The sequence below is a fragment of the Pseudomonas entomophila L48 genome (assembly GCF_000026105.1).
Classification (GTDB): Bacteria; Pseudomonadota; Gammaproteobacteria; order Pseudomonadales; family Pseudomonadaceae; genus Aquipseudomonas; species Aquipseudomonas entomophila.
The window spans coordinates 2,720,968-2,740,000 of sequence record NC_008027.1 but is presented as its reverse complement, the minus strand read 5'-3'; the positions used below and the strand labels follow the sequence as shown (position 1 = coordinate 2,740,000).

Sequence of the window (19,033 nt, the reverse complement as noted above, 5' to 3'; positions counted from 1 at the left end):
CACCGCTACACAGGAAATTCCACCACCCTCTACCATACTCTAGCTCGCCAGTTTTGGATGCAGTTCCCAGGTTGAGCCCGGGGCTTTCACATCCAACTTAACGAACCACCTACGCGCGCTTTACGCCCAGTAATTCCGATTAACGCTTGCACCCTCTGTATTACCGCGGCTGCTGGCACAGAGTTAGCCGGTGCTTATTCTGTCGGTAACGTCAAAACAGCAAGGTATTAACTTACTGCCCTTCCTCCCAACTTAAAGTGCTTTACAATCCGAAGACCTTCTTCACACACGCGGCATGGCTGGATCAGGCTTTCGCCCATTGTCCAATATTCCCCACTGCTGCCTCCCGTAGGAGTCTGGACCGTGTCTCAGTTCCAGTGTGACTGATCATCCTCTCAGACCAGTTACGGATCGTCGCCTTGGTGAGCCATTACCCCACCAACTAGCTAATCCGACCTAGGCTCATCTGATAGCGCAAGGCCCGAAGGTCCCCTGCTTTCTCCCGTAGGACGTATGCGGTATTAGCGTTCCTTTCGAAACGTTGTCCCCCACTACCAGGCAGATTCCTAGGCATTACTCACCCGTCCGCCGCTGAATCAAGGAGCAAGCTCCCGTCATCCGCTCGACTTGCATGTGTTAGGCCTGCCGCCAGCGTTCAATCTGAGCCATGATCAAACTCTTCAGTTCAATACTGCTTGGGTTTTTAAGAAACCCTAAACTTGGCTCAGCAATCTCAAATGACTATGTGATTTCTCGCATGGCCACTTGTGATGCTGATAATCTTGGTGACTATCAGCCCGTACTCACAAGCACCCACACGAATTGCTTGATTCAATTTGTTAAAGAGCGATTGGTTAAGAGCGTTTCGTCTCAACCGAGGCGCGCATTCTACGCTAACCTCATTTCGTGTCAAGCGTTATTTTCGAAGTTTTTCGTTCAACTTCAACCGCTTAACTCGCTGCGATCTCTCGTAGCGGGAGGCGAATCATACAGCGTTACAACTTGCTGTCAACCACCTTTTTCACCGCTTTCGATGTGAAACCGAAGCCCTTTCAGCACCTTCGAACTCGCTTAACTCGTTGATTCTCAAGGAGTTTCGCGTTCCGTTGTCGCTGGAAGTGGGGCGCATTATAAGGGGATCTGAAACCCCGTCAACCTTTAATTTCAAATAATTAGCGGAAAGAGCGCGTCAGGGCTGCCGGGCGTGTGCTCAGCACCTGCACCGCCCTTGGGATCGAGCGCCGCCTTGCGGATGAATCCGCTCCTACAGGTTTGGCACGATACGGCATGTCGACGGGCGCCGAGGCGAGCGACCATGGCCTTACAGGTACGGTACGTTGCAATAGAGGTAGGAGCGGATTCATCCGCGATGCGCCGCGCGGGCGGCGCTCGATCCCAAGGGCGCTGCACCTCCAACGTCGAACGCTTGGGTCCAAGGGTAGCCCTCACGACCACCTGCTTGTAATCAACAGCAGGCGCTCTATTTCAGGGCACTCCATCGATCACGCTGATGATGACTATCGAAACGCGCATCTGTTTGAATGCAAAGACCGCCGCCTATAATCGCCGCCGAATTGTCTCCCCGCTCCTCTCGCCTGCTCCAGGCGACACTCCCTTGGAATCCACACCATGCCAAGCGCCAGCCAGGCCCCTCACGGCCGTCCCGAACATGATCAGCAAAGCGTCAGCCAGCAGTGGCTGGCAATTCTCTCGGTTGCCGTGGGTGCCTTCGCCCTGGTTACCAGCGAGTTCCTCCCGGTCGGAGTGCTCAACGATGTCGCCAGCGACCTCGGCATCAGCGCCGGCCACGCCGGGCTGATGGTGACCCTGCCCGGCATCATGGCGGCCCTCGCCGCCCCCTTGCTGTCGGTGGGCATCGGCGCCCTGGACCGGCGCTACCTGCTGATCGGCCTGACACTGATCATGATCATCGCCAACGCGGTCGTGGCCTACGCCACCGACTTCAGCCTGCTGCTATTTGGCCGGGTACTGCTGGGCATCAGCATCGGTGGCTTCTGGGCCACCGCCATTGCCCTCAGCGGCCGCCTGGCGCCCAAGGGCGTGAGCGTGGCCCAGGCCACCTCGATCATCATGGTCGGGGTGACATTGGCCACCGTGCTTGGCGTGCCGGTGGGCACTTGGCTGAGCGGCTTGATGGGGTGGCGCACGACCTTCCTGGTCACTGCATTGGTGGGCATACCGGTGCTGCTGGCGCAGGTCTTCCTGCTGCCGCGGCTCAACCCGGACAAGGCCATCCGCATCAGTGACCTGCCTGCCCTGTTCGTCAACCCGAAGGCTCGGGTCGGCCTGATCGCTGTCCTGCTGATCGGCCTGGCGCACTTCGCCGCCTATACCTATGTCGCGCCGTTCTTCAAGCACAACGCCAGCTTCGACGGGCCAACCATTGGTTCCCTGCTGTTGCTCTATGGCGTGGCCGGGGTACTGGGAAATATCTTCGCCGGTTTCGCCGCCAACCAGAGCGTGCGCCACACATTGATGCTGGTCGCGCTGATGATCGGCGTCGGCACCGCGCTGTTCCCCTACTTCGCCACCAGCCTGACCGGCGCGGCGATGCTGATCGCGCTGTGGGGTTTCGCCTTCGGCGCCTTCCCGGCCTGCGCCAGCATCTGGATGTTCGTCGTGGCGCCCAAGGATGTCGAACGCGGCATGCCGCTGTTCGTCGCCATGTTCCAGGTGATCATCGCCCTGGGCTCGTTCTTCGGCGGGCAGATCGTCGACCAGATGGGCAGCGCGGTGCTGTTCAGCCTGGCCACGGCGCTGGTTGGCTGCGGTTTTGTCACGGTGCTTGTGCTGGGACGTAGCGTCAGCAACCGCCTGGCGGCTCAACCGTCCTGATGCTTGGCGGTGGCCTTGCAGTGCTCGATCTCGAATGCGCTGCAACGCTCCCGCCACCACCTTTAAAACGCCCTCCTTCTATAACGCCTTCATTTCAGCAATGTCTCGCACCACCGCGTCCGCAGAGTGGTCGAACATCGCCTGCTCCTGCGCATCCAGGGGCAACTCGATCACCCGTGCAAGCCCCTCTGCCGCCAGCACGCAGGGAACACCCATGGCAATGTCGCTCCGCCCATACTCGCCCTCGAGAATCGCGACCGTCGGCAGGATGCGATTGCGCCCGTTGGCGATGGCATCCACCATCTGCGCAATGGCCACACCCGGCGCATCGCAGGCGCTCCCCATTTTCTTCAATCCCAGGATCTCGCCGCCGCCCTGGCGTGTACGCTGCACAATCCGGTCTATCTGCTCACTGGAGAGAAAGTGAGACAGCGGCACCGAGCCGACCGCGCAGTAGCGCATCAACGGCACCATGCTGTCGCCATGCCCGCCCAGGACCAGCGCCGTGATATCCCGGGCGGAAAAACCGGTTTCCTCGGCAATGAAGCACTTCATGCGCGCGGTATCCAGCACCCCCGCCTGCCCGAACACCTTGCCACGCCCCAGCCCACTCAGGCTCCAGGCCCGGTAGGTCAGCACGTCGACGGGGTTCGACACCACCAGGACCGTTGCCGCCGGGGCGTGACGGTTGATGTCCTGCATGATGCCGTCGAGAATCGGCAGGTTGATGCTCAGCACGTCCTGGCGCGACTGGCCGGGCTTGCGCGGCACGCCCGCGGTAATCACCACCAGGTCGGAATCCTGCAGCATCTCGGCATTGGCGCCGCCGTGAACCCGGGTATCGGAACCGGACTCGACGGCGGCCTGCCAGATGTCCAGCGCCTTGCCCTGCGCCAGGTCGCCCTGCACATCGACCAGCATCAACTCACGGCAGTATTCCTCCCGGGCGATGATCTGCGCCGCCGCCTCACCGACCATGCCGGCACCCACGATTGATAGCTTGTTCACCTCACACCTCTCTCAGCGCGCTGATCGCCGCGCGCTCGGCTGTACAGAGAAGTATTGCCCGCCAAAGCCAAAGGGCCACTCGAAGGCGAATTCCTTTCAAGACTGGGTCTAGCCTCGTCAGGAGGTCAGTTTAGGTCGGTACCCTACCCGGCTCGCGAGATTGCCTCTGCAAGAAACGGTGCCGTCCGGCTGCCTCGCGCACTCGCCACCTGTCGAGGGGCACCCGCCGCGACAATGCGCCCTCCCGCCTCGCCCGCACCCGGCCCCACGTCGATCACCCAGTCCGCCTGGGCCACCGCGCGCATGTCATGCTCGATCATCACGACGGTGTTGCCGGCATCGACCAGGCGTTGCAACTGCACCAGCAACCGGTCGGCGTCCGAGGCGTGCAGCCCGGTGGTCGGCTCATCGAGCACGTACAGGCTGCGCCCTCTCTGGCTGCGCTGCAGCTCCGTGGCGAGCTTGATGCGCTGCGCTTCGCCTCCCGACAGTTCCGTGGCGGGTTGGCCCAGACGCAGATAGCCCAGCCCGATCTCGCGCAGTAGCAGCAGTGGCCTTGCCACGGCATCTTCTGCGGCGAAGAAGTCATGGGCTTGCTCCACCGTCATCTGCAGCACTTCGGCGATGTTGCGCCCCTTCCAGCGCACTTCGAGGGTGGCCTCGTTATAGCGGGCGCCATGGCAGGTCGGGCACGGCGCATAGACACTGGGCATGAACAACAGCTCCACGCTGACGAAGCCTTCGCCTTCACAGGTTTCGCAGCGGCCCTTGGCCACATTGAAGGAGAACCGGCCCGCGTCGTAACGACGGCGGCGCGCATCTGGCGTGCCGGCGAACAGCTTGCGCACGTGGTCGAACAAACCGGTGTAGGTGGCCAGGTTGGACCGTGGCGTGCGGCCGATCGGCTTCTGGTCAACCTGGACCAGGCGTTGGACAGCCTGCAGATCACCCGCGAGATGGCCACCGGTAACCTCGATCACTGATGGCCCTTCGGCGTTCGCGTTGTCAGCCGCATCGTCCTCAGGCTCATGCCCCAGGTGCAGCAGCAACAACTCCGGCAGCGCCTGCGCGACCAGGCTGGACTTACCCGACCCGGAGATCCCGGTCACCGCCGTCAGCACACCGAGCGGAATGCTCGCGTCCACGCCGTGCAGGTTGTGCCGCCGGATACCCCGCAGCTCCAGCCATCGCGCCGCTGCGCGCCCATGGCTGGCAGGCGCGCGTTGCTCATCGAACAGATAACGCGCGGTACGCGACTCGGCCACTTCGCGCAAACCGTCCGGTACGCCGCTATAGAGTACGCGTCCGCCGCGCTCGCCCGCGTCCGGCCCCACATCCACCAGCCACTGGGCGCGGCGCATCAAATCCAGGTCATGCTCCACCACGAACACGGAATTGCCGGCGTCGCGCAATGTGTCCAGCGAGTCGTACAGCGCCTGGCTGTCAGCGGGGTGCAGGCCTGCCGAGGGTTCGTCTAGCACATACACCACGCCAAACAGCAGGGAACTCAGTTGCGTGGCCAGGCGCAAGCGCTGCAGTTCGCCGGCCGACAGGGTCGGCGTCGCCCGGTCCAGCGTGAGGTACCCCAGGCCCAGTCCACGCAACTGTTGCAGACGTGCCATCACGGCGCCGGCCAGGCGTTGCGCGGCGAGGCGCTTTTCCTCCGACAGCGCGCAGGTACGCCGCACGTCCGGCGATACCGCATGAACCGCACGACCGGTTGCAGCGCGTTCGGCCCGGTCACGCCGAGTCGCCTGCCGATCGGTTCCCTGCCCGGCCGAGTGAGCGCGAAAATCACCTTGGGCGATAGGCGCCAGCAATGCCGCCAAGCGGTCCAGGGGCATTTGCATGAACGCGCCGATGTCCACGCCAGCAAAGGTCACGGATAAGGCTTCGGCCTTGAGCCGCTTACCGTGGCAAGTAGCGCACAGCTTCCCTTCCAGGTAGCGCGACACCCGTTTTCTCATCAACGCGCTTTGCGTGCTGGCGAAGGTGTGCAGCACATAACGTCGGGCGCCGGTGAAGGTCCCCATGTAGCTGGGCTCGCGCTTATCCTTGAGCGCCTCGCGGGTCTCGGCGGGCGTAAGGCCCGCGTATACCGGCACCGTAGGGGTTTGCTCGGTGAACAGGATCCACTCCCGGTCCTGCTTCGGCAGGTCCTTCCAGGGACGATCGACGTCGTAGCCCAGGGTGACCAGGATGTCGCGCAGGTTCTGGCCATGCCAGGCAGGTGGCCAGGCGGCGATAGCGCGCTCGCGGATGCTCAACGAGGGGTCCGGCACCATGCTGGCCTCCGTCACCTCGTACACATGGCCCAGCCCATGGCACGCCGGGCAGGCCCCTTGCGGCGTGTTCGGCGAGAAGTCCTCGGCGTACAGCATCGCCTGATCAGCCGGGTAGGCCCCGGCGCGCGAGTACATCATGCGTACCAGGCTGGAGAGCGTGGTCACGCTCCCCACGGAAGAACGCGCGTTGCTCGCCCCGCGCTGCTGCTGCAACGCCACCGCTGGCGGCAGGCCGTCGATGGCATCGACGTCGGGAACGCCCACCTGGTCGATCAGGCGCCTGGCATAGGGTGCGACCGATTCGAAGTAGCGCCGCTGCGCCTCGGCGTAGATCGTACCGAACGCCAGCGAGGACTTGCCCGAGCCGGAAACGCCTGAAAACACCACCAGCGCATTGCGTGGGATGGCGACATCCACGTCCTTGAGATTGTTTTCCCGAGCGCCGCGCACCTCCACCAGGCCACTGGCCGCGGCGCCGCACGAGGATTCACCGTATGTTGGGTCTGGCATGTGTACGAGTCCTGCAGTTGGTGGATGGCAACGTGCTCAAGGTTCGAGTCATGGCATCAGGGCGTGGCATCTTCCGCTGCCGGGTCGCCGTGCGCATGCCTGATCCGCCGCACCGTCCACCAGATCGACAGGATCACCAAAGGCACCAGGCCTGCAATGACCAACTCAGGTGCCACCTTGTCGTGAACGCCGGGAATGCCTTTGAGCAGGTAAGCCAGCAGACTGACCACGTAATAGGAGATGGCGGCCACGGACAGGCCTTCGACGGTTTGCTGAAGGCGCAGCTGCAACTTGGCGCGATTGTTCATCGAAGCCAGCAGGTCGCTGTTCTGGCGTTCCAGCTCAACGTCGATCCAGGACCGCAACAATGCGATTGCCCGGGTCAGCTTGTCGGACAGCTTTGCCTGGCGCTCCTTGACCGATTGACACGTGCGCATGGCCGGCGCGATACGGCGATTGAGGAAATCGCGCCAGGTGCAATACCCCGATACCGACGTCTCCGACAATGCTTCCAGCCGCTCCTCGACGATCTGGTAGTAGGCCCGGCTGGCACCGAAGCGATAGAGGTTCGCCGCGGCACCGGCCTCCAGGTCGGCACCCAGCGTCGTGAGTTCGGCCAGCAGGAGGTCATTGTCCCGCCGAGCCCCCTTGCCGCTGCGCATCTCATTGGTGATGGCCGCGAGCTGCGACTCCATACGCCTGAGGTCCACCGTCATCGACCGTGTCAGTGGCAGGGCCAGCAAGGCCAGGGTTCGATAGGTCTCGATCTCCAGCAGGCGCTGGACGAGCGCCCCTGCCCGCGCCTGGGTCAGGCCACGGTCGAGCACCAGGATGTTCGTCAGGCCATCCGCATCCTGCCGAAAGTCGGTCACGATGGCGGCCGCGCCGTTCTCCACCACCGAGTAACACAGGCTGACGGGGTCGAAACGCTCGAGCGCCTGCTCGGTTACCGAGGTCCAGGGCAGCAGATTCAAGCGGATACCGGCAATCACCGGGCCGGGCGGGACGAAGCCATGCTTGAAGGGGTTTTCGCCACAGGGTTCTCCGGTCTCGGGGTCCAGCGAAGCGCTCCAGAGGTAGGTCGAGAACTCCGTGTGCTTTTCACAGTGCAGATCACCTTCGTCCCACGTCAGGCCGTGCAGCGCAGCCACATTGTCGGGCTGCGCAACGCCCAGGCGCCGAGACAGCTCGGTCATTGCCTCCTGGTCCCTGGCGGGGTCGCCTTCAGTCATGAACGCCAACTGCAGCAAGGTTCGCGGTGCCTGCACCAGCAGGTGTGGGCGCGCATGCACTTCGTCCACGGCCAGGTTTCGACCGGCATGGGCCGGCATACCGTACACGCGGGTAACGGCGGCTGTCGTATCGTTCAGGGGCGGCGGTTTCATAGCGGCCTCGTTTCTCGTCTGTCCAGGCATGCCGCGCTTCGCGTTCGACGCCTTCGGGCGGATCGGTGCGAGAACAGCGACAAGCGCTCACGTCAAAGGGTAGGCACGGCGCAGGGAACCCCACACCGGGCATTAGGTTCTTGCCGCTCAGTCATTGGTCACTGAGCGAATAGGCTCGCCTGCGTTCATTGGAACGAACGCTTCAAGCTCAGGGAAATGGATGCGAAAGGTGTTGGGTCGGCCTCCCCCTTCGCTGCGTCCTCCACCCCGCCAGGCAGTTGGGTGCGCCCCTTTGATGCCCCAACACGCTATCAGCGCCGCCGGCAACGCTGAATCTCACGAGCCCGTCGAACCTGCCCAGGTACGACGACTAGCGTAGATAGGAGCGCACGATGGAAATCGTGTCGTCGATCGTCTGCTTCTGCGAATCGCTCCTGGCCTCCGTCTGCGGGAATTCTTCACGCAGGTAGCTCTCCAGGATCGCCGCCATCAAGCCGTTGACGGCACCACGGACAGCCGCCAGTTGCTGAAGAATCGCAGCGCATTCGGCACCATCGTCCAGTGCTTGTTCAAGGGCGCCTACCTGGCCTTTGATACGTCGTACACGGGTAAGCGCCTGTTTTTTCTCGCGTGGGTTGTGGGGCATCGAACACCTTCAAGGGTTACGAGCAGCCGTCATACTATACTGCCGTGTAGTATAAAAAGCATGCTAATGGGTGGAAATCCTCGCTTGAACGAGGGCCACTCATGCTAGTCCAATTCCCCCTTGAAGCGCATCCTCCGATTCCGAAGTCGCCCGTATTGAAAACGACACGCCAATCCACGGCCCTGTCACAGGCACTATCGGTTCGGAGGCTGCCTGGTCGGGTCGGCGGAACGCATGATCAGGCGTGAACCGCGATAACCGACGCTATGGTTCCATACCCAGCTAAGCGCAACGCTCAGTCGATTGCGCACGCCAATCAGGAAATAGATGTGCGCAAGCTTCCAGATCCACCAGGCGATGGCGCCGCGCAGCGTAATCCGCCCCATGTCGATCACGGCAAGGCTGCGGCCGATGGTGGCAAGGTTGCCCTGGTGCTTGTACTTGAAGGGCTCGTCGACGGGCTTGCCCTTCAAGTGCCGCTTGACCAGGTTGGCCACGTACTTGCCTTGCTGCTTGGCCGCGGGCGCGATACCTGGCACATACTTTCCGTCGGCCATCGCCGAGGCCGCGGTGTCACCGATGACAAAGATCTCGGGGCGCCCCGGCACACTGAGATCCGGCCTGACGAGCACCCTCCCCGCACGATCCGATTCGGCGCCCAACCACCGGGCTGCCGGTGAAGCTTGTACCCCGGCGGCCCAGATGATGGTCCTGGCCTGGAGTGGCTTGCCAGCGACCACGACCCCCTCGGCGGAGCAGTCCGTTACCGGAGCCCCCAGCGCCACCTCGACCCCGAGCTTCTCAAGCGCCCGGCGGGTATAGTCCGACAGCTTCTCGGGAAACACCGGCAACAAGCGTGTTCCCGCCTCGATCAACACAACTCGCGTGGCACGCGGATCGATGGCGCGGAAATCACGCGCCAACGTACCCTTGGCCAGTTCAGCGATAGTGCCCGCCAGCTCGACGCCCGTCGGGCCACCGCCAATGATCACGAATGTCTGCAGGGCGGCACGTTCCGCCGGGTTGCTGCTGCGCTCGGCCTCCTCGAAGGCGCTGAGGATCCTGCCGCGAAGGGTGGCGGCATCCTCCAGGGTCTTCAAGCCAGGCGCGTGCTGCTCCCACTCATCGTGCCCGAAGTAGGCATGGGTGGCGCCTGTGGCGAGGACGAGCGTGTCATAGCCAACGGTCGAACCGTTATCGAGGATGACCTGCCGCGCCTTGACGTCGACGCCTTGCACGTGCGCCATGAGCGTCTGCACATCCTGGCGATTGCGGAACAGGTAGCGGATCGGCCAGGCGATCTCGGACGTCGAGAGAGAGGCCCCCGCCACTTGGTAAAGCAAGGGCTGGAACAGGTGGTAGTTGCGGCGGTCGATGATCGTTACATCAACGTCGGCGCCCGACAATCCATTGACGACGTCCAGCCCACCGAAGCCGGCGCCTACGACGACAACATGATGCCGCTTGTCAGAGGTCTTTTTCATCATCAGGGTCTCCCATTGTTCAGCGATTCAGTGCGGCCGCATGGTGGGCCATGTGCTCGCTCAAATAAGTGGAAACAAAGTAGTAGCTGTGGTCATGCCCCGTTCGCAGATTGAGCGTCAATGGATGACCCGCTTGCGCACAAGCGGTACGCAACCGTTCGGGGCGCAGCTGATGCTCGAGAAACTCGTCGTTCAACCCCTGGTCGACCAGCAACGGCAAGCGCTCTTTCGCCGTGCGAATCAGCTCGACCGTGTCATAAGCCTTCCAGGCCTGCGGGTTGTGTTCGCCCAGGTAGGCCGCAAATGCCTTCTGCCCCCAGGGCACCTGCGTGGGCGCCACGATCGGCGAGAACGCCGAGACACTTTGATAGCGACCTGGGTTGCGCAGTGCGATCACCAGCGCGCCGTGGCCGCCCATCGAATGCCCGCTGATGCCACGTCGCTGCGTCGCCGGGAAGTGGCGCTCTACCAAGGCCGGCAACTCATCGACCACATAGGAGTACATCCGGTAGTGGTTGCTCCAGGGCAAAGCCGTGGCGTCCACGTAGAAGCCCGCCCCTTGGCCAAGGTCATAGGCGGCATCGTCGGCGACGTGCTCGCCGCGGGGGCTGGTATCGGGAGCAACGACAATGATCCCGTGCTCCGCGGCGTAACGCTGTACCGCGCCCTTGGTGATGAAATTCTGTTCCGTGCAGGTCAGGCCGGAAAGCCAGTACAGCACCGGTAGTTTCTTGTGCTCGGCCTGGGGCGGCAGGTAAATGCCAAACCTCATCGTGCAACCGAGCATGGTTGATTCGTGTTGATAAACGTCCTGCCAACCCTCGAAGCTGGCGTGATGCTCGATACGTTCCATGGAGCGTCTCCACATTTCGACAAAGGCGTACCCAGTCGTTGTTCGAAACGACGGATCGTCTGGTTCAGGATCGGGGCATGAGCGCCACATCCAGCGCGCTCGTCATGGTCGGCCCCGTGTCGGATCGCCTTCGTTGCGGCAAGCGAAACAACACAGGGCCCGGAGCCCGGCTCGGTCGAACCGGGCGCCGAGTGCCGCTGACCGGTCGGCATGCCGGAACGGTCGCGGCTTGGGTGCAGAGAGGGGTCGCTCAGACGGGCTGCAGCCCTTTCAAGACGACCTCACGCCTCCTTGGTTTCAGACAAAGGCGTAGACGCACACCTTGTTGCCGGCAGGGTCGCGCAGGTAGGCCGCATGAGCACCCGGCAGGTGACCACGTGGACCTGGTTGGCCTTCATCGGTACCACCCGCGGCGAGGCCCGCGGCATGGAACGCAGCCACTTCGGCTGGGGTGGCGGCCGCGAAGCCTACCGTCACACCGTTGCTGGTGGGTGCCGCGCCATTGCCTGGACGGGCGATGATGAACGCAGGTTTGTCGCGACCGTACAGCACCCAGTCGTTACCGAAAGGCCCCAGGTTCTTGATGCCGAGGGCACCCAGGGCGGCATCGTAGAATGCGACCGACTTCTGCATATCGGCGGCGCCGAGGAAGACGTGGGAGAAGATGTCGTTACCGGAAATTACTGGAGTAGCCATTGAAGTGTTTCCTTGATGTGTGGTGTTTGAAGATCAGTAGTGAATGACAGTGCGAATCGACTTGCCTTCATGCATCAGGTCGAACGCTTCGTTGATTTCATCGAGCCCCATGGTGTGGGTGACGAACGGCGCCAGGTCGATCTCGCCTTTCATCGCGTCTTCCACCATGCCTGGAAGCTGGGTGCGCCCCTTGACGCCGCCGAAGGCGGAGCCCTTCCAAGTCCGGCCCGTGACCAGCTGGAACGGACGGGTGGAGATTTCCTTGCCGGCGCCGGCGACGCCGATGACGATCGACTGGCCCCAGCCACGATGGGCGGCTTCCAGCGCCGAGCGCATGACATTGACATTGCCGATGCACTCGAAGGTGTGGTCGACACCCCAGCCGGTCATTTCGATCAGCACTTCGTGAATCGGCTTCGCATGGTCCTTGGGGTTGATGCACTCGGTGGCCCCGAACTGGCGGGCCAGCTCGAACTTGGCCGGGTTGGTGTCGATGGCGATGATGCGACCCGCCTTGGCTTGGCGCGCGCCCTGGATCGCCGCGAGGCCAATACCGCCGAGGCCGAACACCGCCACCGAATCACCTGGTTGTACCTTGGCCGTGTTGTGCACCGCGCCGATACCGGTGGTCACGCCACAACCCAGCAGGCAGACGTGCTCCGGATTGGCGTCCGGGTTGATCTTGGCCAGCGAGACTTCGGCGACCACGGTGTACTCGCTGAAGGTGGAACAGCCCATGTAGTGGAACAGCGGCTGGCCGTTGTACGAGAAGCGGGTGGTGCCGTCGGGCATCAGGCCTTTGCCCTGGGTGGCGCGCACCGCCACGCACAGGTTGGTCTTGCCGGACTTGCAGAACAGGCACTCGCCACATTCGGCGGTGTAGAGCGGGATAACGTGATCGCCGGGTTTCACGCTGGTCACGCCTTCGCCGACCTCCATGACGATACCCGCACCCTCATGCCCCAGCACGACCGGGAAGAGGCCTTCAGGATCGTCACCCGACAGGGTGAACGCATCGGTATGGCAAACGCCGGTGTGGGTGATCTTGACGAGTACCTCGCCCTTGCGCGGCGGCTCGACGTCGATCTCGACGATTTCCAGTGGTTTTCCTGGCCCGAAGGCGACTGCTGCACGTGATTTCATGATGTCACTTCCCTTTCTGGATGGTCCCCGTCGCCAACCCTTTCGGGGGTGGCACTAGGTGAATCGACCGAACGATGGAGATGGTTTCGTTGATGGACTGATTGCGCGAGTCGCTGCTCGCCCCTCTTTCAGGAAACTCCTCCCGAGGATGGTTATCCGCAACGGCCACCATCAGGCCGTGGATCGCACTGCGCCCGCCCAAGCGGCGAAGTGCTGTTTTCCTGCTCTTCAAGACATCGAGACATTGCTGTCTGTGCCGTGAATGTGAAAATACTATACCCCCCTATAGTATAAAACAACAAGCTGATTTTTCTCCGCGTCCCCGACCTACCCTCCTGGGTGCGCCAGGCGCTCGATAGCGCACTCCGAGGCTTGCCGAACGACAATCGACCCTTGCCCGACGTTTTACCGCTCGTCAGTGTGGTCGCAACCTCGAACGCAGTTTTACAAAATCTGTCATGGACTGACCGAGCACACTGAGCGCCGCCCGACGGGATCGAGTGGCAGGCAGGTGCCTGGGCGCCCTGCCCTCGCCCCCAGGCACCGAAAGGCCATCGCTTTGGTTTTCGCCTATATTGATTCGTTCACACGCTCGTTGCGCCACTGAGCGTGACTGCCTGCAAACCCTGCTGAACATGGGGGGAACTTGATATGGCTACAGTCATTGAACACCCGCTGGACACCCGAGACGGTGGCGCACGGCATCACCCTGAAAGGTCCTGCCTCCAGCGGACACTGAGGTACATCAACGAGAACCTGCATACCGCCCTGCCCCTGACCGAGCTGAGCAACGTCTTCGGTGCCAGCCGCTGTCGTTTTGCCGCCACCTTCAAGCAATGCACCGGATATACCCCCCACGCCTATATCCTGCACCGCAAGATACTGCGTGCCCAGGACATGCTCCGGCACACGAACAACCCCATTATCGAAGTGGCCCTGGATCTTGGCTTCAACAGCCAGCCTCACTTCACCAGTGCCTTTCGCAAGGAAGTGGGGGTAACGCCGGCCCGATGGCGGCATGAGCACCCCTGACAGCCCAGGCACGCTTTGTGCGGGCCATAAAGGTGATTTCGCTGCCGTCCAATGCATGTGCCCTACGTGAGGCCCGAGCGTTGCACAAGGAAGCCTGTAGTGCATTTTCTCCAGCCAAGGTATGTTCCGACCTGAACCGCCAAGGACAGGGACACAGGCGCCATGAAGCATGGAATGGACAGGCATTTGAAAGGCACAGGACCAACGACGGCGATGCGCAACATCATCGTGCTGCGCCTGCTGTTCGTCATGGCCAATGCGCTGGGGCCTTTCGCAGCCCTGTTCTTCAACCGGCACTACGCGCTCGACAGCTCGGCGGTGGCGCTTGTGATCACGCTGATCTCGGCGTTCTACCTGGCGGGGAACTTGTTGGGCGGGACCCTGGCCAGTCGCTGCTCCATTCGCCTGCTGTTGCTGGGCACATCATTGTGCGCTTCAGTCTTTCTGCTGCTCGCGATGATGCTCGACACTCCGACTGCATCCATCGCCATGGTGCTGATGTTCATGCTCTGCGCAGGCCTGGTCACGCCCGTGTTCAGCGTGCTGACATCACTGGCGGCGGATGACGGCAACCGCATCGCGTCCTTTGGCTACCTGCACCTGGCCCACAACCTGGGGGGCGCGCTGCTGTTTGTCATTGGTGGGTACCTGCTGGGCCTCGATAGCCGTTACCTGATGGTCTTCGCCACAGGGATCAGCACCTTGTGTTTCGTCTCGAGCCTTTTGCTGACGCTGCCCGAGCGGCAGGTCCAGCCCTCTGCGGCAAGGGGTGCGGGCTTGCGCAACCTGCTCGACGTGCCACGGCTCGTGATCATCGCCGGCGCGATGTTCTTCGCCACGGCGGTACTGGATGCGCAGCGTGAGTACCAACTGCCGCTGTGGCTCGACGCGATCGCCGTCGAGCAGGCGGCTAGCACCTTTGCCGCAGTGGGGCTCGTCAATGCCTTGCTGGTGGTCTTGCTGACACAGCCACTGATCGCATTGACCGCGCGCTTCGGCGCGCTCACCAACCTGGCGCTGGCTGCCCTGTGCTACGGCATCGGCTTCGGTGCCTATGCGCTGTTCGAGCAAACAGCGTTGATCCTGTCGTTCACTCTGTTCTGGACGATGGGCGAGATTCTCGGCATCACCCATATCACCGCGTTGATCTCCCAGGAGGCCCCATTGCAGACCCAGGCCCGTCTCTTTTCCCTGATCCCCATCCTGCTGGCGACCGCCAGAATGGTCTCGGTGGGGTTGGGCGCCTCGTTGATCGCCAGCGTCGGGTTCACGCTGAGCTGGAGCCTTTACGGCGTATTGGGGGTATTGTTCGCAGGCGCCAGCCTGTGGTGGTTCAGGCGGGAAGTCGCAGTCGCGCCAGCCTCGTCGGCGCAGGACAGTTGAGCGAGGAAGCGAGCAGCCAGTGCCGACTGGCCGCTCGCCAAACCATTCGACGGCGTCGAATCACCCATGAATCCAGAACGCACTCTCGGCAAACTGCTCGCCGTTCCACCAGTTGGCCGTTCCCGTCTCCATGCGGAAATTCCTTGCCCCAGCCTGGCTCTGCAATGGCGCCACCACCTCGCCATTGGCATCACGCCTCGCGCTCTTCTGCGCCGTTTCAGGGACGACGGCAACGATGTGCCCGGACTTCCCTTCCGCCTTGCGCCGCGCGACGATCAGCGCCACGCCGCCCTGGTTGGCGGCCTGCTGCAATTTGCTCAGGGTGCCCGTCTGGCGCCAGCCGAAGTCGGGGCCAAAATCGCGCAGCCAGCGGAACAAATCGTTGGCCCGCATTTCGCGCAGGGTCGTGCCGATCAGTGGCTCGACCGGCTTGCCCTGCGACAACGTGATCAGCGCTTTCTCCGTCCACCACGCCCGCGGCAGGTAGGCACCTGCCAGCATGCAGTAGTCATGGCAATAGATATTGCAGAAGGTCAAGCCGTCCCTGGGCTGGTAGCGCTTGTGCGCTGGTTTTTCCACCGCCAGCCAGTCAACGATGGCCGCCAGTTCAGCGCGCAAACTGTCGGCCGAATCACCAAGCCGCTGTGGCATGTTCGCTTCGTTGAGTGAGTGGGCACCGGCGAAATCGATCCGACGCGTCATCACACCCGGCTTGCGTGGCATGGAAACGGCGACGATACCGCTGGCAGGGGGTAACGCAGACGGGCTGACAACCGGAATGTCCTGTACTGTCGAATCTGCGACCAGGAATTTCTGCGCAACGAAACCGCGCAGCAAGGCACCGTTGAGCGACGTCTCCACCTCCACAAAACCATTGCGCACTTTGCCGGTGACGGCTCGCACTGGCTGGCCGTCCGGCAGGTTGGCGATCACGTTGGCTTGCGGCGGGTCGCTTTTGCGCGGTTCGCTGCGCATGCGCAACGGGCTCTCGCGCGTGTCGACCCGGAAGAATTCGCCTTGTGCCGTCAGTTCGCTGGGAGGGGGCACCAATGAGAGTCCCGGCGCAGGCTGAGGCAACAGTGGCGGCTGGCCCTCCACGGCAACGGTGTGAGCCAGGCGGATGAAGTCGAAGAGGTTCTCGCCATAGAACCGCTTACCGTCGAAAAAGCCCTGGCGCAGCCCTTTGCGGGGATTGAAGCCGCCGGTGTTGTAAGCAATGCCGACGGCCGCAAGTTCCATGTCACTGAGGGACGGTCGCTTGCTCAGACCGAGTTGCTTGAGGCCGCGCTTCAATTCGGCAACGCTCAGTTGCAACGCATCGTCGAAGTTGACGTAGCGCCGTTGCAGGAAGTAATCGGGGTCGGTCTTGAAGAACTGTAAATCACGTTGGAATATCCCGAACCCATGGCAAAGCTTGTCCGGGTTGCTGGCGACTTTGGCGTAGCCGTCAATATGTTTGGCCATGTCCACCAGGGCCTGATGGGCAATGTCGAACATGGCCTGGCCGTTGGGAGCAGCCAGCAGTGCCGCCTTGTTCTTGGGGAAGGCCTGGCGCCCCTTCTTTGCATCCAGCTTGTTCACATCCAGGGTGTCGCCGACACAGAGTTCCAGGATCTCGGGTACCGGCAGGCCTTTGTTGCGCAGTACCGGCCAGACTTCACCCGTTTCCTGACACGCGATCGCGGCCATGAAATCCACCGTCAGGGGCGTATTGGCTAACGCAGGCGACATCTGGCGCTGAAACTGGTTCTTGAACCACTTCACATCGTTGGCGTTGGGCATGTGGGGGATCCTTGACCGGTGAGTCGCCGGTCCGCTTGCGCCCCCATCGCAAACTGCTGAGAAATGAATGACCTGACCTCTTCAGTAAAGTCTCGAACGTTCGAGTGTCAAGTTCATGGCGCGACTCGCCGCTCAGCGGTCTTGAAACCATTGGAAACGGTGAATGCGGAATGCGCGAAAGCGGCTAGAGTCATTTTGATATCACCCCGACCATATGGAATACACCGCTCCACGGAGGACTCCATGCTCAGGCTCCCGCAAGCAGGTTTGACGACACTGTCCGCGCTTCTGATGTCCATGACCATGATCGCCTGCACCTCGACGGATCGCGTCATGACGCCCTACGAGAAAAAACTGGAGGTAGATAGCGTCAATGCAGTGAAATTCCACAGCATGCTCTATTTCCCCTCCGGAACAGCCCTCCACTACCCCGGTTACGTGGTCGCGCTAGAAAAGAGCCCGCAGCCGATCATCGGTGGGCCCAAGGGCATCAAAGAGAGCAAGGAGCTGTTTCACGCCGACGCTGCTTATTTCAAGGAGGAGGAAGATACCCGCACCAATACGTCCCACCAAATCGAAAACTTCCAGCGATGGAACACCAAAGCAATGTACGTCTCGCACATAATTAAGAATGGCGCGCTATTTGATCAGGCCACAGGCTACGTGGCCAAGTCCCATTGCTTTGTTTACAACGCTTATGTAAGTGACGCGCTGGCTGGCATCCGCAAAGACTACAACCTGACAAAAGTCAGTGACTGGAATACCTGCAAAACCCCGCCCAAAGCAGAGCAGACCCAACCAAAACTCGAGAGTTTGTACCGAGAGAGCAAGCAAGCGCTGGCGTTACTCGAAAAAAATTTGACCGAAGACCTTGACGGCTCTCGCTACACCCATGTCATCGTCGTAGTCATGGGCTGGAACACCGCCCAGGACGAGGCCATACGCAATATCAACGACATCACGGGCAACCTGATGGCCGCTGCTTATGAAGTTGGCCAGGCGCAAAAGCAAACGCATGATCAGGCCAAGGCCCTGCAGAGCCTCCAGGTCTACAAGCCATCAGGCGAAGAGGCCATCGCCACCCGTCCCAAGACGGACGTCCTCGACACCACTCGCTTTCGCCCACTTGTCATCGGTGTGACTTGGCCATCGTTCTGGTCCAACTCGTTCACCAATTTCTTCAGCTATGGCAACAAGGCCAATGACGCCGACGAGATCGGCCTGACGTGGTTGAACATGCTCGTCAACGTGACTGTGCCCAACGCGCTCGCGGCGTCCAAGAGCAAGGCCAAAGTTGTCACCATCGGCCACAGCTTCGGTGCACGCGCCATGATGCGTGCGCTGTTCAGCTCGCCCGCGCTGACACCACAGCAGGCCTATCCGCAAAGCCCTGTAAACCTGGCCGTGGGCCTCCAGGGAGCGGTCAGTATCAACCGTTTCACCGTTGGCGATGGCAAGGAAGGCGCGCCCTATCGGGATTTCGCAAAACTCCATAATACCCATATCGCGCTCACCGCCTCGGAGCATGACGGCGCTGCCGGTGGCCCGGTGTTCTGGTACGACCCCTCCGGTTCGATCAAATCCTGGAACCTGGTCTGTGGACCGGCAGCCCCGGCCAAGTCCGCCACGTTCGACTGCTTGAAAGCCAGCGATACCTCCGCCTCCCCGGATGGCCAGTTCAGCCTGTGCAAGGTAGGTGACAACCATTGCACGGCATCGACGTTGAGCCGGGGCAAGGTCAGTTACATCGACGCATCCGACGGTATTACCCAATTCAACTCACCGGGTTCGGGCGGGGGCGCTCATAGTGATATCTACCGCCTTCCCATGGGTAGATTGTTGTGGCGCCTGATCGAGCAATATGCACCGAGCGCCGAGTCTCAGGCCGAGACGCCGTTGGCCGCCCAGTAAGCGCTACGCATTAGCACGCCGAATTGTCGACCGAAGCCTGCCGCTGACGAGCGTCAGCG

General features: G+C 61.9%; 13 protein-coding genes and 1 rRNA gene (1 of these 14 cut by a window edge). 4 read left to right on the top strand and 10 right to left on the bottom strand.

The annotated features are described in order from the left end of the window. Positions 1-687 (bottom strand): 16S ribosomal RNA (locus PSEEN_RS12170); it reaches 850 nt to the left of the window's first position. Positions 688-1,629: 942 nt separating this feature from the next. On the opposite strand from PSEEN_RS12170, the gene PSEEN_RS12165 reads away from it, so the two are divergent. Continuing rightward, the gene (locus PSEEN_RS12165; protein ID WP_011533815.1) at positions 1,630-2,856 is read left to right on the top strand and encodes an MFS transporter; all 1,227 of its coding nucleotides are present in this window, start codon (positions 1,630-1,632) and stop codon (positions 2,854-2,856) included. 78 nt (positions 2,857-2,934) lie between these two features. On the opposite strand, the gene PSEEN_RS12160 is transcribed toward PSEEN_RS12165, so the two are convergent. The 8 genes from PSEEN_RS12160 to PSEEN_RS12125 form a co-directional block, all read right to left on the bottom strand. Then, positions 2,935-3,864 (bottom strand): malate dehydrogenase, encoded by a 930-nt coding sequence (locus tag PSEEN_RS12160; RefSeq protein WP_044488063.1) that lies wholly within the window; start codon positions 3,862-3,864, stop codon positions 2,935-2,937. A 143-nt stretch (positions 3,865-4,007) separates the two neighbouring features. Beyond that, on the bottom strand, positions 4,008-6,659 hold the full coding sequence (locus PSEEN_RS12155) for an excinuclease ABC subunit UvrA (protein ID WP_011533813.1): 2,652 nt from the start codon (positions 6,657-6,659) through the stop codon (positions 4,008-4,010). Positions 6,660-6,715: 56 nt separating this feature from the next. Then, positions 6,716-8,044 carry a DUF3422 family protein gene (locus PSEEN_RS12150; protein ID WP_044488061.1) on the bottom strand — a complete coding sequence of 443 codons (1,329 nt, stop codon included), beginning with the start codon at positions 8,042-8,044 and terminating at the stop codon, positions 6,716-6,718. A gap of 370 nt (positions 8,045-8,414) precedes the next feature. Continuing rightward, positions 8,415-8,690, bottom strand: a complete 276-nt coding sequence (gene frmR, locus PSEEN_RS12145) for a formaldehyde-responsive transcriptional repressor FrmR (protein WP_011533811.1) — start codon at positions 8,688-8,690, stop codon at positions 8,415-8,417. Positions 8,691-8,884: 194 nt separating this feature from the next. After that, positions 8,885-10,177 carry an NAD(P)/FAD-dependent oxidoreductase gene (locus PSEEN_RS12140; RefSeq protein WP_011533810.1) on the bottom strand — a complete coding sequence of 431 codons (1,293 nt, stop codon included), beginning with the start codon at positions 10,175-10,177 and terminating at the stop codon, positions 8,885-8,887. A 16-nt stretch (positions 10,178-10,193) separates the two neighbouring features. Then, positions 10,194-11,027, bottom strand: coding sequence for an S-formylglutathione hydrolase (gene fghA / locus PSEEN_RS12135; RefSeq protein ID WP_011533809.1), 834 nt, complete (start codon positions 11,025-11,027; stop codon positions 10,194-10,196). Positions 11,028-11,324: 297 nt separating this feature from the next. Further along, positions 11,325-11,723, bottom strand: a complete 399-nt coding sequence (locus PSEEN_RS12130; RefSeq protein WP_011533808.1) for a VOC family protein — start codon at positions 11,721-11,723, stop codon at positions 11,325-11,327. Positions 11,724-11,756: 33 nt separating this feature from the next. Further along, on the bottom strand, positions 11,757-12,866 hold the full coding sequence (locus tag PSEEN_RS12125) for an S-(hydroxymethyl)glutathione dehydrogenase/class III alcohol dehydrogenase (protein ID WP_011533807.1): 1,110 nt from the start codon (positions 12,864-12,866) through the stop codon (positions 11,757-11,759). Positions 12,867-13,517: 651 nt separating this feature from the next. Here PSEEN_RS12125 and PSEEN_RS12120 point away from each other — a divergent pair. Next, positions 13,518-13,898: a helix-turn-helix domain-containing protein gene (locus PSEEN_RS12120; protein WP_011533805.1), complete on the top strand. Its 381-nt coding sequence runs from the start codon at positions 13,518-13,520 to the stop codon at positions 13,896-13,898. A gap of 174 nt (positions 13,899-14,072) precedes the next feature. Next, on the top strand, positions 14,073-15,281 hold the full coding sequence (locus PSEEN_RS12115; RefSeq protein ID WP_044488059.1) for an MFS transporter: 1,209 nt from the start codon (positions 14,073-14,075) through the stop codon (positions 15,279-15,281). 60 nt (positions 15,282-15,341) lie between these two features. Here the strand turns inward: PSEEN_RS12115 and PSEEN_RS12110 are convergent, their stop codons facing one another. Then, positions 15,342-17,063 (bottom strand): hypothetical protein, encoded by a 1,722-nt coding sequence (locus PSEEN_RS12110; RefSeq protein WP_011533803.1) that lies wholly within the window; start codon positions 17,061-17,063, stop codon positions 15,342-15,344. A gap of 333 nt (positions 17,064-17,396) precedes the next feature. Here PSEEN_RS12110 and PSEEN_RS12105 point away from each other — a divergent pair, with 333 nt between their 5' ends. Then, positions 17,397-18,974, top strand: coding sequence for an alpha/beta hydrolase (locus tag PSEEN_RS12105; RefSeq protein ID WP_011533801.1), 1,578 nt, complete (start codon positions 17,397-17,399; stop codon positions 18,972-18,974). Positions 18,975-19,033: the final 59 nt, after the last annotated feature.

What these genes read in the sequence shown, in the direction of transcription:
- PSEEN_RS12150 (WP_044488061.1), bottom strand. Translation starts at nt 8,044, where the DNA reads ATGAAACCGCCGCCCCTGAACGATACGACAGCCGCCGTTACCCGCGTG.
- PSEEN_RS12120 (WP_011533805.1), top strand. Translation starts at nt 13,518, where the DNA reads ATGGCTACAGTCATTGAACACCCGCTGGACACCCGAGACGGTGGCGCA.
- PSEEN_RS12125 (WP_011533807.1), bottom strand. Translation starts at nt 12,866, where the DNA reads ATGAAATCACGTGCAGCAGTCGCCTTCGGGCCAGGAAAACCACTGGAA.
- PSEEN_RS12130 (WP_011533808.1), bottom strand. Translation starts at nt 11,723, where the DNA reads ATGGCTACTCCAGTAATTTCCGGTAACGACATCTTCTCCCACGTCTTC.
- frmR (WP_011533811.1), bottom strand. Translation starts at nt 8,690, where the DNA reads ATGCCCCACAACCCACGCGAGAAAAAACAGGCGCTTACCCGTGTACGA.
- PSEEN_RS12140 (WP_011533810.1), bottom strand. Translation starts at nt 10,177, where the DNA reads ATGATGAAAAAGACCTCTGACAAGCGGCATCATGTTGTCGTCGTAGGC.
- PSEEN_RS12155 (WP_011533813.1), bottom strand. Translation starts at nt 6,659, where the DNA reads ATGCCAGACCCAACATACGGTGAATCCTCGTGCGGCGCCGCGGCCAGT.
- PSEEN_RS12115 (WP_044488059.1), top strand. Translation starts at nt 14,073, where the DNA reads ATGGACAGGCATTTGAAAGGCACAGGACCAACGACGGCGATGCGCAAC.
- fghA (WP_011533809.1), bottom strand. Translation starts at nt 11,027, where the DNA reads ATGGAACGTATCGAGCATCACGCCAGCTTCGAGGGTTGGCAGGACGTT.
- PSEEN_RS12105 (WP_011533801.1), top strand. Translation starts at nt 17,397, where the DNA reads ATGACGCCCTACGAGAAAAAACTGGAGGTAGATAGCGTCAATGCAGTG.
- PSEEN_RS12165 (WP_011533815.1), top strand. Translation starts at nt 1,630, where the DNA reads ATGCCAAGCGCCAGCCAGGCCCCTCACGGCCGTCCCGAACATGATCAG.
- PSEEN_RS12110 (WP_011533803.1), bottom strand. Translation starts at nt 17,063, where the DNA reads ATGCCCAACGCCAACGATGTGAAGTGGTTCAAGAACCAGTTTCAGCGC.